Consider the following 17,122-nt stretch of genomic DNA (forward strand, 5'->3'; position numbering starts at 1 on the left):
TCTTATTTTACTTGTTTTATAGGCTTTAGTCAATCATCTTCTTTATTTTGTAAGGGATGTAATATTCCGTCACAATTAACATCAAAACTATCAATAATATAACAGGTTCCAATTCTCTTATAAGTATGATATCAATTACTGTCACAGCATATGATAATACTCTGAGAAAACCTTTTAGCTGACTTGCTTTAGCATTTAATCTAACTGGATAGAGCTGATTCATGTATTGATAATCAAAATGGTGACCTAAAGCTAATAATTGGAACAATAATAAGTAGTTAAATACAAATGCCAGAGCAAGGGCGAGGTAGGTTTCGTTAACAAAGATGACTGATAAGATATTTAAAGTTACCAACCTTATTGTTAAACCAAGATAATCTGAGCTTCTTAGAAATGCCCTCACAAATAAGTTAGTCCATAAACGCGATGGCGTTTTAGAAATAAGTTTTAAAATAACATCTAAAAATGAACGACGTTTTACACTTGTCGAAATTCCCTTAACATTTGTAAACAAAGAGAAAAATTTTAATATACTCTGTTTTCTTTCCTGCTCATGATTTATAGCTGCATCCCAGTTCAAATTTTGATTGTTATAAAAGACCTTTACCTTGTAAGTTATCACCAACCATTTGATTATTCCTAGACCAAAAATTAACAATGTAATCATAAAAACTGACAAGCCTAACTTTATCAAAATTGGTGATATTAATACTAAAAATAAGGTTTGAATAACCAACCAAAAGATATAAGTCCGTTTTTTAGCAGAATTTATAATTTCCTTTATTGCTTCTTCTTTTATAAGTAAAAATTGTTTATCAGCCGGTTCTAAATAGCTGGCTATTCCCCCCATCGCTAGTAACATTAAGATAATGATTGACACAATCACGATAATTGGCCAATGTGTTTTTGGAAAGTCTTTTAGTAATTGGCTATACTGATATAACAAAAAACCTGACAAAAACATTAATACTAATACAAAATGATCATTAAAGACGTATCTCAAATATTTACTATTTTGAGTTAAAAAGAGACTTCGACGTTTATTAAATAACTTTTTCATATCACACCTCTTTTGTCAGAGCTATGTAGATGTCATTTAAATTAGCATTACTGTCTCCAAAAATAGCCCGTAATTCCTCTAGGGTTCCAACTGCCCGTATTTCTCCTTTATGTAAAATAACAAAACGATCACACATTTTTTCGGCAGAATCTAATACGTGTGTTGACATCAAAATAGATTTCCCTTTAGCTTTTTCTTCTGCTAGAAGATTAATCAAATCTGAAATAGCTAGTGGATCCAAACCTAAAAATGGTTCATCAACAATAAATAAACTTGGAGATACAACAAAAGCACAAATAATCATAACCTTTTGTTTCATTCCCTTTGAAAAATGCATTGGAAACCAGTCTAATTTATCTGTTAGACGAAACATCTCTAATAGTTTTTGCGCACGTGCCATAACTTCATCGGTGGCAATATCATACGCCATAGCTACCGTTTCTAAATGTTCCCTGAGAGTTAGTTCCTCATAGAGACTTGGTGTCTCAGGAATAAAGCCTATTTTCTTTCTATAAAGTTCTTGGTTGGCTTCAAGACTAATGCCATCAATGGTAATATCTCCTTGATAGGGTCTCAAAATACCAATAATCTCGTTAATAGTGGTTGATTTTCCTGCACCATTAAGCCCAATTAATCCAACTAACTCTCCATCATTTACTTCAAAAGAAATATTTTTTAAAACTGGGATATTAACATACCCCCCTGTAACATTTTCAATTTTTAACATTGTCATTCTCTCTATCTTTGATATACTTTATTAACTATTATAACAAAATAAGAAAGGGAAGGTCTATTCTTATGGATAATTGTATCTTAGAATTCCCTTATAGTTTTGAAAATAACTTTAAACCTATTTTGTCCGCTTTTACATCTAATTGAAATGCCAAGCTACCCCATGCTCCCATTATGTTTACAAAAAGCACCTCCATCACTCATCGGACAAAAAAAGACACCTCAAAAAGGTGTCTTTTTAGTATCAATATAATAAATGCAAAGTAATCAGAATATTAGGCTATAAAATTACCAAAGTCAATTATCAGAATAAATAACTGTATTTTTTAGTATATTCGTTGAGTTTACCTTCTAATTTTTTTAGAGCAGTTCTCTTAGAAATCCCCTCATCATATTTGACACCATCCAAGTCCCAAATTAGTTCTTTATGTAATTTTTCTGCTAAACTAGATTTCCCTTGCGGAAACTTAGCATTAATAAGAGCCGAAATTCTTTGGTATTCTTGCTCTAGTTCTGAATACTCACTGTTTTTATTTTCAACTTCTTTTCTTAATGTGTCTAATACATAAGAATCTTGTCTTGATTTAACCTTTCTGAGTAAGGCAAGTTTTTCTTTAAAAGGTATATTTAGGTTTTTTATACGCTCCTGAAGTTCTATCTGGTTATTATAGTTATATTCCTCAGTTAAATCCATATTATTTGATCTATGTGGCTGATAGTTATTATATGTATCCGCAGTAACGCTATTATATCCTAAAAAGAGAGCAGTAAGAGCTGCAGTAGATAATATGATTTTATTTAATTTCAAAATAGTTTTCCTTCTATGATAAATCTCAATTATCATTTTTATTTTATTTATATTATTTATTATACATTTAATTAGATAAAAATGTCAATCATTATATTTAAATTTATTTTAGATACTTCCAAAATTCTAGAAATGTACTTACTCAATAATAAACATCATTAAAAATTGCAATACCCTTTAGGTCATGCTAAGATAAGTATGATGGTAAATATAGATATCACAATCAATACAGGCTACTTTTATCCACCTGTACGACTTATGACCTATCAAACGATAAAAATTTACCATTCCTTAATAGCTACCCAATAAATTTTTCAACATGAAAGGAATTAGTTATGGATAATTGTATTTTTTGTAAAATCATCAGTGGAGAAATCTCTTCATCAAAAGTTTATGAAGATGATGAAGTATTAGCTTTTCTCGACATTACACAAACTACGACTGGGCACACCCTTCTTATTCCTAAAAAACATGTTCGAAATGTGTTAGAGATGGATGAAAAAACTGCACAGATAACCTTTGAACGCTTGCCTAAAGTGGCGCGTGCTGTCCAAGCTGCTACAAAAGCCAAAGGAATGAATATTATTAACAACAATGAGGAAATTGCTGGACAAACTGTTTTTCATGCACACGTCCACCTTGTTCCCCGCTTTGATGAATCAGACGGTATCAAAATTCACTACACTACTCATGAACCCGACTTTGAGGCACTTGCAAAATTAGCCAAAGAAATTAGAAAAGAGATTCAATTATGAAAATAGGTCGTTTAATTGCACTAGGTTTAGTTAGTTTAGGAGCGCTTGAACTTTACAAAAATAGAAAAACTATCAAGGATTCCTATCAAAATACAAAAAATGAGACAGATTCAGCTAAATTAAAATTAGAACGTATCAAAAATGATCTTGCTATTATTAGTCAGGAAAAAGAAAAAATCAGATTAATTTCTCAAGAACTCAATCATAAATTCCAAGTGTTTAATAAAGATATTCAACCTCGTTTAGAAGAAATTAATCAACGCATGGCTAAATATCAAGAGAAAGACGAATAAGCCGACGGTATAAAAATATCTACTCTAAATATAAAAAGAGCAAATAATGCTCTTTTTTATATTTTATGGATTAGTTTGACTTGGTACTGGTTGCGTTCCTGTGTTTGGATTAGGCGTTGCAGCCCCGTTATAATTATTAACACTTCCACTTGAATCAGCCTGACCTGTGTTAGTGTTACTGCTATAGTTACTAGCAGGAGTGCTACTATTATAGTAACTTTGATGAGTTGTTTGATTAGTCTCAGAACTATAAGTAGTATTACCACTGTAACTTGGTGGTGCTTCTGAATAAGGTGTTGTATTATAATTATTCTCTTGTGTTGATGAATAAGTAGAAGAATCATTACTAGCAGTAGTACCATAGTAATCTTCATATAGAATCGCGCTTGTCTTCAGAGTTTTACTACGCTTTTTATCCAGCTCTTTCTTAATTCTATTTTGAACTGCAAGTAGATGTTTCTTAGTTAAAATTTGATAAGAGCCACCATCTGATAGAGTAGCGTCTTCACCCTTCAACTGATAAGATTTAATATGTTCCAATGAATCTTTATAAGCTAACAAATTAGGAATCGTTTTTGATGATATCTCAATATTAGTTTGCATGTTATTACTTACTGCGGAAAGAATTTTTTTGTATGAACTAATACTATTTAACGCCAATATTTTTTTAAGGACTTTTTGAATTACTTCACGTTGTCTTTTTTGACGCCCATAATCTCCCTCTGGATCATCATAGCGCATACGAGAATAAACAAGTGCTTGTTCTCCATTTATTTTATGTGTCCCTGGTTCAACAACAGCCTTGTACTCTGGTTCATTGGCAGCAATTGATATTGGAAAGTCAAATTTATTAGTTACTGTTATACCACCAACAGCATTGACCAAATCAACTAATCCTTGCATATTAATTTGCATAAAGTAATCAACATTAATATCTAATAAGTCTTGAACAGTCATCAATGCCATTTCCGCACCACCAGAAGCATAGGCTGCATTTAGCTTTGCTTCTACGCCAGTCTGTCCATTATTTTTGGGACCACTCAATTTAATCAATACGTCACGTTCTAAGCTTGTCATCGTTGTTTTATTAGTTTTAGGATTTATAGTGACTAAGATCATAGAATCGCTATTTCCTGACCACTTAGATTTTCGATGCTCTGAACCTGTGTCCACACCCATTAATAGTATTGAAAACGGCTTTGTTTCTTCAATAGCATGACTTTTTGATTTAGCTAGCTTAAAATCTTTAAAAGTCTTAGACAATTCATTAGTCGAAAAATTATAAGCTGAGGCAACATAGACTCCCAATGCAATTACTGTTGTTAAAATAATTGCAGAAAACATTAAGGTTATTTTTTTCCAAATTTTCATGTATATTCCTAATCTATCAACTTACTCATTCTGTAAATGTCTAGAAATTCTCCATTTTCTCTTTTAATACCTCTTGTTTGAAGCCCATCTATTTCAAAACTGAATTTTTGGTAGAGGTGAATAGCACGTTCATTACGTCCTTGGACTGATAGTTCTAAGCGGCGTGTAATATCGTTATCTGACGCCCATTCTATTGCTTCTTCCATGAGAATATGACCAATACCATACCCCCAATAATCCTTCTGAACAGCAATAAAAAGATCCCCAATGTGTTCAATTTCAATATCAGACTGACTAATGATTGTTATCAAGCCGATCACTTTATTTTTTAATTTAGCAATCAAACAAATGCAATTTTTCGTTATTAAGGTATTTTCAATAAACGTTTCCATTTCTGGCAAAGATAGTTGATTGCTCACCGTATGCAAAATAAAATCTGTTTCCTCAGTAACAGTATTTAAAAATTCAAGAAGCGCAGATGCTTCCTCTCTCGAAGCTTCTATAAAATCAACAGCAAATTGTTTAGACATCTTGAATCGCCTCAATAATTTCTCTTGCGCGATGCCCATAAGCTTCTAACTGAACTTGACGTCCTTGATTGCTCCTCGTAATAACAATTTCTAAGTAGTTATTGATAAGGTTATCACTAAGCAACTCTCCCCATTCAATAACTGTTACTCCTTGACCAAACAAGAAGTCATCTAAGTCAATAGAATCAGGATCATCTCCAATACGATAAACATCCAAATGGTAAAGTGGTACACGCCCTTCATATTCTCTAACAATAGTGTAAGTTGGGCTCTTAATCATTTGTTTTATGTCTAATCCCTTTGCAATACCTTTTGTAAGAGTTGTTTTGCCTGCACCTAAATTACCAGTCAATAATACGATATCTCCTGACTTTAAAACAGTACCCAGTTTTTGCCCTAGGGCAATAAGCTCTTCTTCATTTTGAGTATAAAACATAGAGATATTATACCAGAAATATCTCTGTCTTCCAACAGTTTGCTGATTCTGACAGCCCCATAGCATATATTTCTTCACTTTTCTTAAGAAAAAAGGAAACCAGGCTACAAATCTGATTTCCTTTTATCTTATTTATCAAACTATAATATTACAAAATAGCCAAGCTGATAAAGTTTAGAATAAATAATATATCTAAAATCCACAGTACCACATGAATATCTTTTGCTTGTCCTTTGATGACTTTAGCTAGTGTATAGGTCAAGAAACCAGCTGCAATACCATAAGTAATGCTATAAGTAAACCCCATAAAAAGAGAAGTAAAGAAAGCTGGGATAGCTTCTGACATATCATCCCATTTGATATCTTTTAAATTTGAAAGCATCATAATACCAACAATAACCAATATTGGTGCAGTAGCTTGACTCGGAACGATAGATACTAGTGGACTAAAAAAACTAGATATAGCAAACAAACCAGCAACTACTAAGGCTGTCAATCCTGTACGACCACCAGCTCCGATTCCTGCTGCTGACTCAACATAGGTTGTAACGTTAGATGTTCCACAAATAGCACCAAAAGTTGTCCCAATTAAGTCTGAATAGAGTGCTTTGTCTAAACTCTTAGATTCATGATTATCACCAGTCGTTGCTAAGATACCAACTTTTTCTCCGGTACCAATGAGCGTTCCAATGGTATCAAAAATATCAGTCAGTGAAAAAGCAAGAATGGCCATTAATACACTTGGTAGACGTGAAGGATTAGAAAATAAAGAAATTAATCCTTTCTCTCCTAATGCAACTCCAAATACTTGCTTCAAATCTCTAAAAGAGGCCGAGAGGTTAGTTGCTTCCCAATTAATAGCATCTAACTTAACCACTCCCATTAAAATACCTAAGAGGGTCGTTGTTAATATCGATAGAATAATCCCTCCACGGATACCCTTTACAATAAAGAAGATGGTAATGCTTAAACCAATCAAAGATAATAAAATTGCTGGATTATCAAACGACACTAGCCCTGGCGTTGCTGAAGAATTTGCTGTAATAGTAGCCAATCCTTTCGCAGCACCCTTTCCAACAACATCATACGTCCCAGGATCAATTGAAAATTTCAAAAAACCAGCATTTTTAATCCCAACGTATGCTAAAAAAGTTCCGATTCCTGCTGTAATGGCTGATTTTAAAGTTGTTGGGATAGACTCAATAATCATCTTTCTAACTTTCGTTAAAGTAATAATCAGAGAAATCAAACCACAAATAAATACCATAGCTAAGGCTTCTTGCCATGTATATCCCAATGCAAAGACAACTGTATATGTAAAGAAAGCATTTAATCCCATCCCAGGAGCTTGTGCATAGGGAAGGTTAGCATAGAAAGCCATAACAGATGTAGCTACAACGGCACCAATAATCGTCGCTAAGAAAACTCCTTGTGCTGGCATCCCAGTCTGAGATAAAATAGCTGGATTTACAAACAAAATGTACGACATTGCAAAGAAAGTCGTTAGACCAGCAGTGATTTCAGTCCGAATTGTCGTCCCGTGTTCCTTTAGCTTAAAAAACTTTTCCATTTTAAAATCGGATTCTCCTTTATTTTTTGTTATTTTACACTTTTAAAAAAATTAATCGTTCATATATTTACGAACGATTAATATATATTAACAAAAAATAATTCACTTTTCAAGCTTTTTCCCTGCAGAATAATCCATAAAAATAAGACACAATACCTGTAAAAATGTAAATCCTAAAATAAAGTGGAATGAATCCCTACTCGGAACCGCTAAAAGTTCGTTAATTACCACTTGTGGCTTCGTTAAGATATCCCATGAATTTAGACGGGCATAACGACCAATATGAATACCAAAACTTGAAACAAATGATACAATTCCAATAATTCCCCATCTTAAAAATATATTGCTAATTCTAAATTTACGCATAATCACAGAAAAACTTTCGATACCTGATAAAAAACCAAACAAGATACTAGATACATACAAGATATAAAGTATTAAATTTGTCTTATTATAAAGAACGTCTCCGACAAAATGCATATGAATGATATCCGTCAACATATAAAAGGTATTAGGATAGAAAAAAAACCAAGCAAGTGCAAAAAGACCGATAAGAATTTTTTTCTTAAATAAACTAGTAAGGTATGCAAAATCTAACGCTATTAGGGCTAGAGTCATATTCCAAATCAAATTTGGTCCCTGCAAATGATAATATTTAATCCCAAAAGAAATAACAATAAAAAATAAATGTATCGCAAATAGTTTTACTTTCATTCTAACCTCCAATTAATATCTCATTATACAACATATTATTAAATTAAGGTTAAATAAACTTCAAACCTAAAAGACTAACCCTGTTGTGGTTAGTCTTCCATTAATATTCCCCAAAGTAATAATTGTACTAAAAAAAGGCAAGACAAGGCTTTAAAATCAAGGTTAGCCATATTAGTCTGTATTCCATTAAAAAATGCTGACGGATTTAAAATGATTCCTTCTAAACCTAATGATCCTGATTTTTCTAAGCAAAAGGCAAAACTACTAAAAAGCATTACAGGTATAACAGTTGCTAATTGATACCTTTTACTAATATCATATGCATTTACCAATAGCTTCAAACTTAGTAAAGCTGAAGAGATAATAAAAAGAATTGCAAGAAGGTATGCCATATATTGCATAAAGTGATTAGACTGCCAAATGTCTTTTGTTGACCACTCTAAGCTCACTAAACTAAGAAAAATCCCTAAACTCTGTGGGTAAAAAAATAAAAGGCCTAAACTTGCTAAAAGACGAATAAAAATATTACGACTATAATAAGCAATGAATCCCATCTCTAACGACAAGACTGATGCCAATAGAATTACCATCAAATGATCAATTTTTACATGATAATACCATATCCCTAAAATACTGACTATGGCAAAAAGATGACTCCAAATTAACTTTTTCATAATCCACCAACTTCCATATTTCCACAGTTATTATATCATATTTCTACTGTCTCTTTTTATTGAAATCTATTTTTGATATAATGTCAGCATGACAAAGAAAATTATCGCCGTAGATTTAGACGGTACTCTATTACATAATAATAACACTATTTCTGACTACACCGCTGATACACTTCGAAAAGTTCAAGCTCAAGGACACAAAGTAATTATTACAACCGGACGCCCATACCGTATGGCACTCGCTCATTATTTACGCCTAGATTTAAAAACACCAATGATAAATTTTAACGGTGCTTTAACTCATATCCCCGAAAAAAAGTGGGCGTTTGAGCATAGTGCAACGATTGATAAAAAATTACTCCTTGAAACCTTAAATTTATCAGATGCTATCCAAGCCGATTTTATTGCTAGCGAGTACCGTAAAAATTTTTACATTACTATGGATAATCGTGATAAAATTAACCCACAATTATTCGGTGTCAATGAAATTACTGATAAAATGGCATTAGATGTTACTAAAATCACACGCAATCCAAATGCTCTATTGATGCAAACACGTCATAAAGATAAGTATGAGTTAGCTAAAGAGTTACGACAACATTTTAATCACGAACTAGAAGTAGATTCTTGGGGTGGTCCATTGAATATACTCGAATTTTCACCTAAAGGTGTTAACAAAGCTTATGCTCTCAAACATTTATTAAAATCACTCAATCTTTCACAAGAAAATTTGATTGCCTTTGGAGATGAACACAATGACACCGAGATGCTGGCCTTTGCACATACAGGATATGCTATGAAAAATGCTAGTCCAACTCTACTTCCATATGCCGACCAACAAATCCAATGGACAAACGAAGAAGATGGTGTTGCTAAAACTCTAGAAAAATTATTATTGTAGTATTTTCAAAAACGATCTCTATTGAAACAGAATTCTAATAGAAATCGTTTTTTAGGTTTTCTACTATATTATTAACAAAAAAAGTTACCACTCTCTTCCCCCATTATAAAAGGTATTTGTGAAAAAAATATCTTTTTTTTAATTTTTATTAGAAATAGTATTGATTTTTTTCTGAAAACGTTTTAAAATATATCTGTTCTATAATTTCGTTGAAATGAAAAAGAATGGCCAATTTTACGATTGGAAGGAGATTATTCTTCTTTATGTCAACGAAAAAATTTTTTAAGGAGGAAGAACAAGAATGGGTATCGGTATTATTATTGCCAGCCATGGTAAATTTGCTGAAGGTATTCATCAATCAGGTTCAATGATCTTTGGTGAACAAGAAAAAGTTCAAGTTGTAACTTTCATGCCAAATGAAGGACCAGATGATTTGTATGGACACTTCAACAATGCTATCGCACAATTTGATGCTGATGATGAGGTGCTTGTGTTAGCTGACCTTTGGAGTGGGTCACCATTTAACCAAGCAAGCCGTGTTATGGGAGAAAATCCTGAACGTAAAATGGCTATCATCACTGGTCTCAATTTGCCAATGCTTATCCAAGCCTATACTGAGCGTATGATGGACGCTAATGCAGGTGTTGAACAAGTTGCCGCAAATATTATTAAAGAGTCTAAGGAAGGTATCAAAGCCCTTCCAGAAGAACTTAATCCTGTTGTAGAAGCTACTCCTGTAGCAGGTGTTCCTGCAGATGTTCCTGCGGAAGTTAAACAAAGTGGATCTATCCCTGAAGGAACTGTTATTGGAGATGGCAAGCTTAAAATTAATCTTGCTCGTATTGACACACGTCTTTTACATGGTCAAGTTGCAACTGCATGGACTCCAGCATCAAAAGCAAACCGTATTATCGTTGCTTCTGATGAAGTTTCTAAAGATGAACTTCGTAAACAATTGATTAAGCAAGCTGCTCCTGGAGGAGTCAAAGCAAACGTTGTCCCAATTAGTAAATTAATTGAAGTAGCTAAAGACCCACGTTTCGGAAACACACGTGCCTTGATCTTATTTGAAACTGTACAAGATGCACTCCGTGCAGTTGAAGGTGGTGTGGAAATCCCTGAATTGAACGTTGGTTCAATGGCTCACTCAACTGGTAAAACAATGGTAAACAACGTTCTTTCAATGGATAAAGACGATGTTGCTGCCTTTGAAAAATTACGTGACTTAGGTGTATCATTTGATGTACGTAAAGTACCAAATGACGCTAAAAAGAATTTGTTTGATTTAATCAACAAAGCAAACGTAAAATAACTTATTATCTCTGAAAACGAAAGGATATCAAAATGGCGGATATTTCAATTATCTCAATGATTTTGGTCGTTATCGTTGCCTTCTTTGCTGGTCTTGAAGGTATCCTCGACCAATTCCAAATCCATCAACCTCTTGTTGCTTGTACTTTAATCGGTCTTGTAACTGGTCACCTCGAAGCGGGTATTATTCTTGGTGGTAGTCTCCAAATGGTTGCTCTTGCTTGGGCAAATATCGGAGCTGCCGTAGCACCAGACGCTGCACTTGCCTCTGTTGCTGCTGCTATTATTTTGGTTAAAAGTGGCGACTTCACTCAAAAAGGTATCAACTTTGCCTTCTCTACTGCTGTACCTCTAGCTATTGCTGGACTTTTCCTTACAATGATTGTTCGTACAATCTCAACTGCACTTGTTCACGCTGGTGACAAAGCTGCTTCTGAAGGAAACTTCGCAGCAATTGAACGTTTTCACTTTATTGCCCTCCTTCTCCAAGGATTACGTATTGCATTCCCAGCTGCGCTTCTTTTAGCTATTCCATCTTCTTCAGTACAAAGTATTCTTGAAGCAATGCCTGATTGGTTAAATGGTGGTATGCAAGTTGGTGGTGCCATGGTTGTTGCCGTTGGTTACGCTATGGTTATCAATATGATGGCTACTCGCGAAGTTTGGCCTTTCTTTGCTCTTGGATTTGCTCTAGCAGCTTTGAACCAGTTAACTCTTATTGCAATGGGTACTATTGGTGTTGCTATCGCCCTCATCTACATCAGTTTATCAAAAATGGGTGGAAGCAAAGGTACTTCTAACGCAGGTTCTAACGATCCTATCGGCGATATCTTAGAGGACTACTAGAAAGGAGCTAAACAATGACTGAACAAATTAAATTATCAAAATCAGATCGTCAAAAAGTTTGGTGGCGTTCACAATTCCTTCAAGGTTCTTGGAACTATGAGCGTATGCAAAATATGGGGTGGGCCTATGCTCTTATCCCAGCATTGAAAAAACTTTACACTACTAAAGAAGATCGTGCTGCTGCGCTTGAGCGCCATATGGAATTCTTTAACACACATCCATACGTTGCTGCTCCAATTATTGGTGTAACCCTTGCTCTTGAGGAAGAAAAAGCAAGCGGTACACCTGTCGAAGACAAAGCAATTCAAGGGGTTAAAATCGGTATGATGGGACCTCTTGCTGGTATTGGTGATCCAGTGTTCTGGTTTACTGTACGTCCTATCTTAGGTGCTCTTGGTGCTTCACTTGCCTCTGCTGGTAATATCCTCGGACCAATCATCTTCTTTGTTGGTTGGAACCTCATTCGTATGTCATTCTTATGGTACACACAAGAGTTAGGTTACAAATCAGGTAAAGAAATTACTAAAGATATGTCTGGCGGTATCCTCCAAGATATTACTAAAGGTGCTTCAATCCTTGGTATGTTCATCCTCGCTGTCCTTGTTAAGCGTTGGGTAGCAATTAACTTTACTGTAGACCTTCCTAAAAAGACATTGTCAGAAGGGGCATACATCAATTTCCCTAAAGACCATGTTAGTGGACAACAATTGCATGATATCCTAGGACAAGTTCAGAGTGGCTTAAGCCTTGATAAAATGCAACCACAAACACTTCAAGGACAACTTGACTCACTTATTCCTGGTTTAGCTGGATTACTTCTTACATTCTTCTGTATGTGGTTACTTAAGAAGAAAGTATCACCAATTACAATTATCATCGGTTTGTTTATCGTTGGTATTCTAGCTCGCCTTGCAGGTGTGATGTAATAAAACTAAGAGATGGTTACAATAGTATTCCATCTCTTATATTTTATTACCAAAAATCCACTTAGAGTCCCACTATTATGATATAATCAAACTACTATAAATTAAAAAGGGATTAGTCATGGCACAATCATTAAACAAAACTGTTGAATTTCAAACAACAGGAGTTTCGTATTTAGGTATGGGGAATAAAGTTGGAAAATTTTTAGTTGGTGACCAGGCATTAGAATTCTATAACGATAAAAATGTCAACGACTATATTCAAATTCCATGGACATCAATCAATCAAATTGGAGCTAATGTTAGTCGAAAAAAAATTAGTCGTCACTTTGAGGTCTTTACAGACCAAGGAAAATTTTTATTCGCTTCTAAAGACTCTGGAACGATATTAAAGCATGCGAGACGACATATTGGAGACGATAAAGTTGTTAAGCTTCCTACCCTCATCCAGACCATTTTAAAAATATTCAAGTTTAAAAAATAAGATAGACTATAGTCTATCTTATTTTTTAACTCTAATATTAATATGGGAACTTGTCATCAAACCATCTCAAAAAGTTAGAAAAATGGATTGCTTTAAATATTCGTAATCTAATACGTTCTACAATAAAAGCCAACAAATAAATTAAAATCCCTGCTCCTAAAATTAAAAATGGGTAAAGATAAATGGACTCATAAACAAACGTCTCTGCAAAATCTCTTACAAAATATTTTACTATTAGTGGGTGGAGATGACAGAGATAAACTCCCAAGGTTGAAGGGGCTAATACAACAATTATTTTCTTTAAGAATCCCGAGGGCTTAATGCTTGCTCTAGCAAATAATATAAACAAACTTACCGCCCCTAAAGTTAAAGTAGGCGAAACATACCAATACCAAATATCACCAACACTAAACTTCATGACATAAGTAGCAACCAATGATAATAGATAAACTATAAGTAAGTATGACGTTTTAAATATATTTAAATCAATACGTTTCAAATAGGCACCAATAATATATAAAATCAGTAGCCAAGTCATTTCAAAACCCTTGCTCAATGAAAATTCTGGAACACGATTGTTTAAAACAGCTGGTAAAATTGAAAAAATAATAAACATTAACAAAACCAATTGTTTTAATTGTTTATCAGTCAAGGCATTTAATCCATTATTAATAACAGGCATAAAAACCAATAGACCAAAGTAAGCAGTAATATACCAATACTGCCCACTGACAATAGGGAAAAAAGCATCTCTCCAATTAAGCAAGGTCACTTCATGACCTGTGATTTCAAAAAGTGCCGTTATTGTAAAGGTGTAGAAAAAAACCTGTGCCCAGATAGACAGTAATTTTGAGTAACGATAACGCGAATTAATTCCCACATAACCACTTATTAGTGCGTAACAGTTAACGGCCCCATAAACTAAGACTTGGATAATCCACGTTACTATAAAATAGGAGTCTGCGTGTCCCTCAACCGAAGATCTCAGACCACCTTTTCCAAGAATATGCGTAATAACAATCATGAACATGGAAATAATCCTTAAAAGGTCTAAGCCGTAATGACGACCTGATTGTTTAATACTTGTATACTTTTCCATAATCATATTTTAGCATAGCTATTTCACTAAAACAAAGAGCAGGCTTATAAAGTTAAGGTTTACATTTTACTTATTTTTGGATATAATAACCTTAACGGATAAGTAGTATAATAGTTCTTTTCAGAGAGTCTGCGGTCGTTGCGAGCAGATAAGATTGTTTTATGAAATTCTACCGTGTTCCATTTATGGGAAATAATTTAATCAATCAATCAAGTGCACTTCTGTGAAGCTGGATGGAACCGCGCCTTTGCGCTCCAGCATGACAGGGTGTTTTTTTTAGTATAAAGGAGATTCCTATATGTTAGACTTAAAACGTATTCGTACAGATTTTGATGCTGTCGCTAAAAAATTGGCCATGCGTGGTGTTGACCAAGAAACATTAACAACCCTTAAAGAACTTGATATAAAACGCCGTGAACTACTTATCAAAGCTGAAGAGGCGAAAGCGCAACGTAATGTTGCTTCTGCTGCCATTGCTCAAGCAAAACGAAATAAAGAGAATGCAGACGAGCAAATCGCAGCTATGCAAACACTTTCCGCTGATATCAAAGCAATTGATGCGGAATTGGCAGATGTGGATGCTAATTTACAATCAATGGTGACCGTACTTCCTAATACACCAGCTGATGATGTGCCGCTTGGAGCAGACGAGGATGAAAATGTTGAAGTTCGTCGCTGGGGAACTCCTCGTGAATTTGATTTTGAGACCAAAGCTCACTGGGATTTAGGTGAAAGCCTTGGAATTCTCGATTGGGAACGTGGTGCAAAAGTTACTGGTTCTCGCTTCCTCTTCTACAAAGGTCTAGGTGCTCGTTTAGAGCGTGCTATCTACAGCTTCATGCTGGATGAACACGCTAAGGAAGGGTACACTGAAGTGATCCCTCCTTATATGGTTAACCACGATTCAATGTTCGGTACGGGACAATATCCAAAGTTCAAGGAAGATACTTTCGAATTAGCAGATAGCCCATTCGTACTTATCCCAACTGCTGAAGTTCCTTTAACAAACTATTATCGTGATGAAATTATCGATGGGAAAGAATTACCTATATACTTTACTGCCATGAGTCCATCATTCCGTTCAGAAGCAGGCTCTGCAGGACGTGACACACGTGGATTAATTCGCCTTCATCAATTCCATAAAGTAGAAATGGTGAAATTTGCCAAACCTGAGGAATCGTACCAAGAATTAGAAAAAATGACAGCAAATGCTGAAAATATTCTTCAAAAACTTAATCTCCCATACCGTGTCATTACCTTGTGTACAGGAGATATGGGATTCTCAGCAGCTAAAACGTATGACTTAGAGGTATGGATTCCCGCTCAAAATACTTATCGAGAAATTTCTTCATGTTCTAATACTGAAGATTTCCAAGCACGTCGTGCTCAAATTCGTTACCGTGACGAAGTTGATGGCAAAGTTAGGTTGCTTCATACTTTAAATGGTTCAGGACTTGCAGTTGGACGTACTGTAGCAGCAATCCTCGAAAATTATCAAAATGAAGATGGTTCTGTGACTATCCCAGAAGTTCTTCGTCCATATATGGGTAATATCGATATTATTAAACCAAATTAGGCACTCTAAAATGAGTTGGTATACCAACTCATTTTTTCTATGAACTTAGCTAATAGTTTGACAAACTTGATAGTAAGGTAACACTTTCTCAAAGCCTTCTAACAATCGTTGCAGAATATTTTCTAAGCTCTGGTTTTCAGTCAAAAGAACGTCATATTTTACCAATACTTTCCTTACCTTCCCTGACTTAATTTCTTGCATTAAACGTTGACGATTTTCCTCATTGCCTTCTTCTCGATGAGTTTCACCTTGCCTTTGGACCATAAAATACAATGGAGAGGCAATCGGAATCGATAACACTCTAGCCTGCTTCTCGAGTGTCTTATCAGATTTTTGCCTCTCTACAAAGCTTACCTCAAGACTAACCCCAAAACTATCTTTTACACCATAAACCCTTAGCGCAACAGCCACATCATCTAATTGGTCTGTATCCTTTCGATAATAAACCCAAAAATGTGGACGCCCTACTTGAGCTTGATTAGCCCAATTACTCACTCTTTGCATTTTAAAGCCATCCATACGTTGTTCTAAGGCTCTTGATAACTCTGTAAAACTATTCCTAGCAAGTTGGCCCTTTGCCTTAAAAGTTTGCATATCGTCCTTTAAAGGGCCTGCCTTCTCAGGCATAATATACTTCATTGATTGGAATTCTAAATAATCATTTAATTCTTGATACATTCTTTTTCTCCATGTAAACAATAGTTAAGTTTTCACGATTATATATATCTATACATACTTTCAAGTTCTTTTAAAGTATTTCTAGCGAAGCCTCGTTGCTAGAAACAAGGTCTAATCGCAATTATAACTAACCAAGCTTTACTTTCTTCATCACTTAATGGAACTCTTTAAAAACCAATCTTTTCATAGCCTTCTAAAATCTAATAATAGCTATTTTTTCTAGAAAATTTCTCTTCAATAACAGATAGAGTCTCAAGTTAAGGAGAGCCTAAATAATGGTACTTAGAATAAAGTGTTCGAAATGACTCTTTCTGAAAATTTTGGATTAGACTACAATCTAAAAATTGGCTAATGCTAGTGT

General features: G+C 34.4%; 19 protein-coding genes and 1 pseudogene. 9 read left to right on the top strand and 11 right to left on the bottom strand.

Annotation, left to right across the window (positions count from 1 at the left end):
- Nucleotides 1–25 precede the first annotated feature (25 nt).
- Both HMPREF2818_RS00625 and HMPREF2818_RS00630 read right to left on the bottom strand, forming a co-directional pair.
- Nucleotides 26–1,060, bottom strand: a complete 1,035-nt coding sequence (locus tag HMPREF2818_RS00625; protein ID WP_000732715.1) for an ABC transporter permease — start codon at nucleotides 1,058–1,060, stop codon at nucleotides 26–28.
- Nucleotide 1,061: 1 nt separating this feature from the next.
- Nucleotides 1,062–1,787 carry an ABC transporter ATP-binding protein gene (locus HMPREF2818_RS00630; RefSeq protein ID WP_000912314.1) on the bottom strand — a complete coding sequence of 242 codons (726 nt, stop codon included), beginning with the start codon at nucleotides 1,785–1,787 and terminating at the stop codon, nucleotides 1,062–1,064.
- 71 nt (nucleotides 1,788–1,858) lie between these two features.
- On the opposite strand from HMPREF2818_RS00630, the pseudogene HMPREF2818_RS09645 reads away from it, so the two are divergent.
- Nucleotides 1,859–2,045, top strand: a pseudogene (locus tag HMPREF2818_RS09645) (hypothetical protein).
- A 51-nt stretch (nucleotides 2,046–2,096) separates the two neighbouring features.
- On the opposite strand, the gene HMPREF2818_RS00635 reads toward HMPREF2818_RS09645, so the two are convergent.
- Nucleotides 2,097–2,600, bottom strand: a complete 504-nt coding sequence (locus tag HMPREF2818_RS00635) for a hypothetical protein (protein ID WP_000773458.1) — start codon at nucleotides 2,598–2,600, stop codon at nucleotides 2,097–2,099.
- Between the two features lie 335 nt (nucleotides 2,601–2,935).
- On the opposite strand from HMPREF2818_RS00635, the gene HMPREF2818_RS00640 reads away from it, so the two are divergent.
- Both HMPREF2818_RS00640 and HMPREF2818_RS00645 read left to right on the top strand, forming a co-directional pair.
- Nucleotides 2,936–3,355, top strand: a complete 420-nt coding sequence (locus HMPREF2818_RS00640; protein ID WP_000368099.1) for an HIT family protein — start codon at nucleotides 2,936–2,938, stop codon at nucleotides 3,353–3,355.
- The gene (locus HMPREF2818_RS00645) at nucleotides 3,352–3,648 is read left to right on the top strand and encodes a hypothetical protein (RefSeq protein WP_000690175.1); all 297 of its coding nucleotides are present in this window, start codon (nucleotides 3,352–3,354) and stop codon (nucleotides 3,646–3,648) included. Before HMPREF2818_RS00640 ends, HMPREF2818_RS00645 begins: the two co-directional genes overlap by 4 nt.
- 63 nt (nucleotides 3,649–3,711) lie before the next feature.
- On the opposite strand, the gene brpA is transcribed toward HMPREF2818_RS00645, so the two are convergent.
- The 6 genes from brpA to HMPREF2818_RS00675 all read right to left on the bottom strand — a co-directional run bounded on the left by brpA (nucleotide 3,712) and on the right by HMPREF2818_RS00675 (nucleotide 8,943).
- The gene (gene brpA / locus HMPREF2818_RS00650; RefSeq protein ID WP_000708161.1) at nucleotides 3,712–5,019 is read right to left on the bottom strand and encodes a glycopolymer--peptidoglycan transferase LytR; all 1,308 of its coding nucleotides are present in this window, start codon (nucleotides 5,017–5,019) and stop codon (nucleotides 3,712–3,714) included.
- A gap of 8 nt (nucleotides 5,020–5,027) precedes the next feature.
- Nucleotides 5,028–5,549: a GNAT family N-acetyltransferase gene (locus HMPREF2818_RS00655; RefSeq protein ID WP_000043149.1), complete on the bottom strand. Its 522-nt coding sequence runs from the start codon at nucleotides 5,547–5,549 to the stop codon at nucleotides 5,028–5,030.
- The gene (gene tsaE, locus HMPREF2818_RS00660; RefSeq protein ID WP_000500161.1) at nucleotides 5,542–5,985 is read right to left on the bottom strand and encodes a tRNA (adenosine(37)-N6)-threonylcarbamoyltransferase complex ATPase subunit type 1 TsaE; all 444 of its coding nucleotides are present in this window, start codon (nucleotides 5,983–5,985) and stop codon (nucleotides 5,542–5,544) included. Before tsaE ends, HMPREF2818_RS00655 begins: the two co-directional genes overlap by 8 nt.
- Nucleotides 5,986–6,133: 148 nt before the next feature.
- Complete coding sequence (locus tag HMPREF2818_RS00665; RefSeq protein WP_000410400.1) at nucleotides 6,134–7,555, bottom strand: NCS2 family permease; 1,422 nt, start codon at nucleotides 7,553–7,555, stop codon at nucleotides 6,134–6,136.
- Nucleotides 7,556–7,657: 102 nt separating this feature from the next.
- On the bottom strand, nucleotides 7,658–8,269 hold the full coding sequence (locus HMPREF2818_RS00670) for a DUF1361 domain-containing protein (protein WP_000865226.1): 612 nt from the start codon (nucleotides 8,267–8,269) through the stop codon (nucleotides 7,658–7,660).
- A gap of 89 nt (nucleotides 8,270–8,358) precedes the next feature.
- The gene (locus HMPREF2818_RS00675) at nucleotides 8,359–8,943 is read right to left on the bottom strand and encodes a hypothetical protein (protein ID WP_000734042.1); all 585 of its coding nucleotides are present in this window, start codon (nucleotides 8,941–8,943) and stop codon (nucleotides 8,359–8,361) included.
- Nucleotides 8,944–9,031: 88 nt separating this feature from the next.
- Between HMPREF2818_RS00675 and HMPREF2818_RS00680 the strand changes: the two genes are divergently transcribed.
- The 5 genes from HMPREF2818_RS00680 (at nucleotide 9,032) to HMPREF2818_RS00700 (ending at nucleotide 13,408) form a co-directional block, all read left to right on the top strand.
- Nucleotides 9,032–9,844 carry a Cof-type HAD-IIB family hydrolase gene (locus HMPREF2818_RS00680; protein WP_000162321.1) on the top strand — a complete coding sequence of 271 codons (813 nt, stop codon included), beginning with the start codon at nucleotides 9,032–9,034 and terminating at the stop codon, nucleotides 9,842–9,844.
- 301 nt (nucleotides 9,845–10,145) lie between these two features.
- Nucleotides 10,146–11,156, top strand: a complete 1,011-nt coding sequence (locus HMPREF2818_RS00685) for a PTS sugar transporter subunit IIB (RefSeq protein ID WP_000511103.1) — start codon at nucleotides 10,146–10,148, stop codon at nucleotides 11,154–11,156.
- A gap of 32 nt (nucleotides 11,157–11,188) precedes the next feature.
- Complete coding sequence (locus HMPREF2818_RS00690; RefSeq protein WP_000763693.1) at nucleotides 11,189–12,001, top strand: PTS mannose/fructose/sorbose transporter subunit IIC; 813 nt, start codon at nucleotides 11,189–11,191, stop codon at nucleotides 11,999–12,001.
- A gap of 14 nt (nucleotides 12,002–12,015) precedes the next feature.
- A complete protein-coding gene (locus HMPREF2818_RS00695; RefSeq protein WP_000139227.1) occupies nucleotides 12,016–12,927 on the top strand; it encodes a PTS system mannose/fructose/sorbose family transporter subunit IID in 912 nt (303 codons plus the stop codon).
- A 118-nt stretch (nucleotides 12,928–13,045) separates the two neighbouring features.
- Nucleotides 13,046–13,408 (top strand): DUF956 family protein, encoded by a 363-nt coding sequence (locus HMPREF2818_RS00700; protein ID WP_000079341.1) that lies wholly within the window; start codon nucleotides 13,046–13,048, stop codon nucleotides 13,406–13,408.
- A gap of 37 nt (nucleotides 13,409–13,445) precedes the next feature.
- Here the strand turns inward: HMPREF2818_RS00700 and HMPREF2818_RS00705 are convergent, their stop codons facing one another.
- Entirely contained in the window at nucleotides 13,446–14,507 is a 1,062-nt protein-coding gene (locus tag HMPREF2818_RS00705) for an acyltransferase (protein ID WP_000417627.1), read from the bottom strand.
- A 298-nt stretch (nucleotides 14,508–14,805) separates the two neighbouring features.
- Between HMPREF2818_RS00705 and serS the strand changes: the two genes are divergently transcribed.
- Nucleotides 14,806–16,083, top strand: coding sequence for a serine--tRNA ligase (gene serS / locus HMPREF2818_RS00710; RefSeq protein WP_000886186.1), 1,278 nt, complete (start codon nucleotides 14,806–14,808; stop codon nucleotides 16,081–16,083).
- A gap of 45 nt (nucleotides 16,084–16,128) precedes the next feature.
- On the opposite strand, the gene HMPREF2818_RS00715 is transcribed toward serS, so the two are convergent.
- Nucleotides 16,129–16,761 carry an HI_0552 family protein gene (locus HMPREF2818_RS00715; protein WP_000284171.1) on the bottom strand — a complete coding sequence of 211 codons (633 nt, stop codon included), beginning with the start codon at nucleotides 16,759–16,761 and terminating at the stop codon, nucleotides 16,129–16,131.
- Nucleotides 16,762–17,122 lie beyond the last annotated feature (361 nt).

The sequence above is a fragment of the Streptococcus sp. HMSC076H09 genome (assembly GCF_001811765.1).
GTDB classification, from domain to species: domain Bacteria; phylum Bacillota; class Bacilli; order Lactobacillales; family Streptococcaceae; genus Streptococcus; species Streptococcus agalactiae.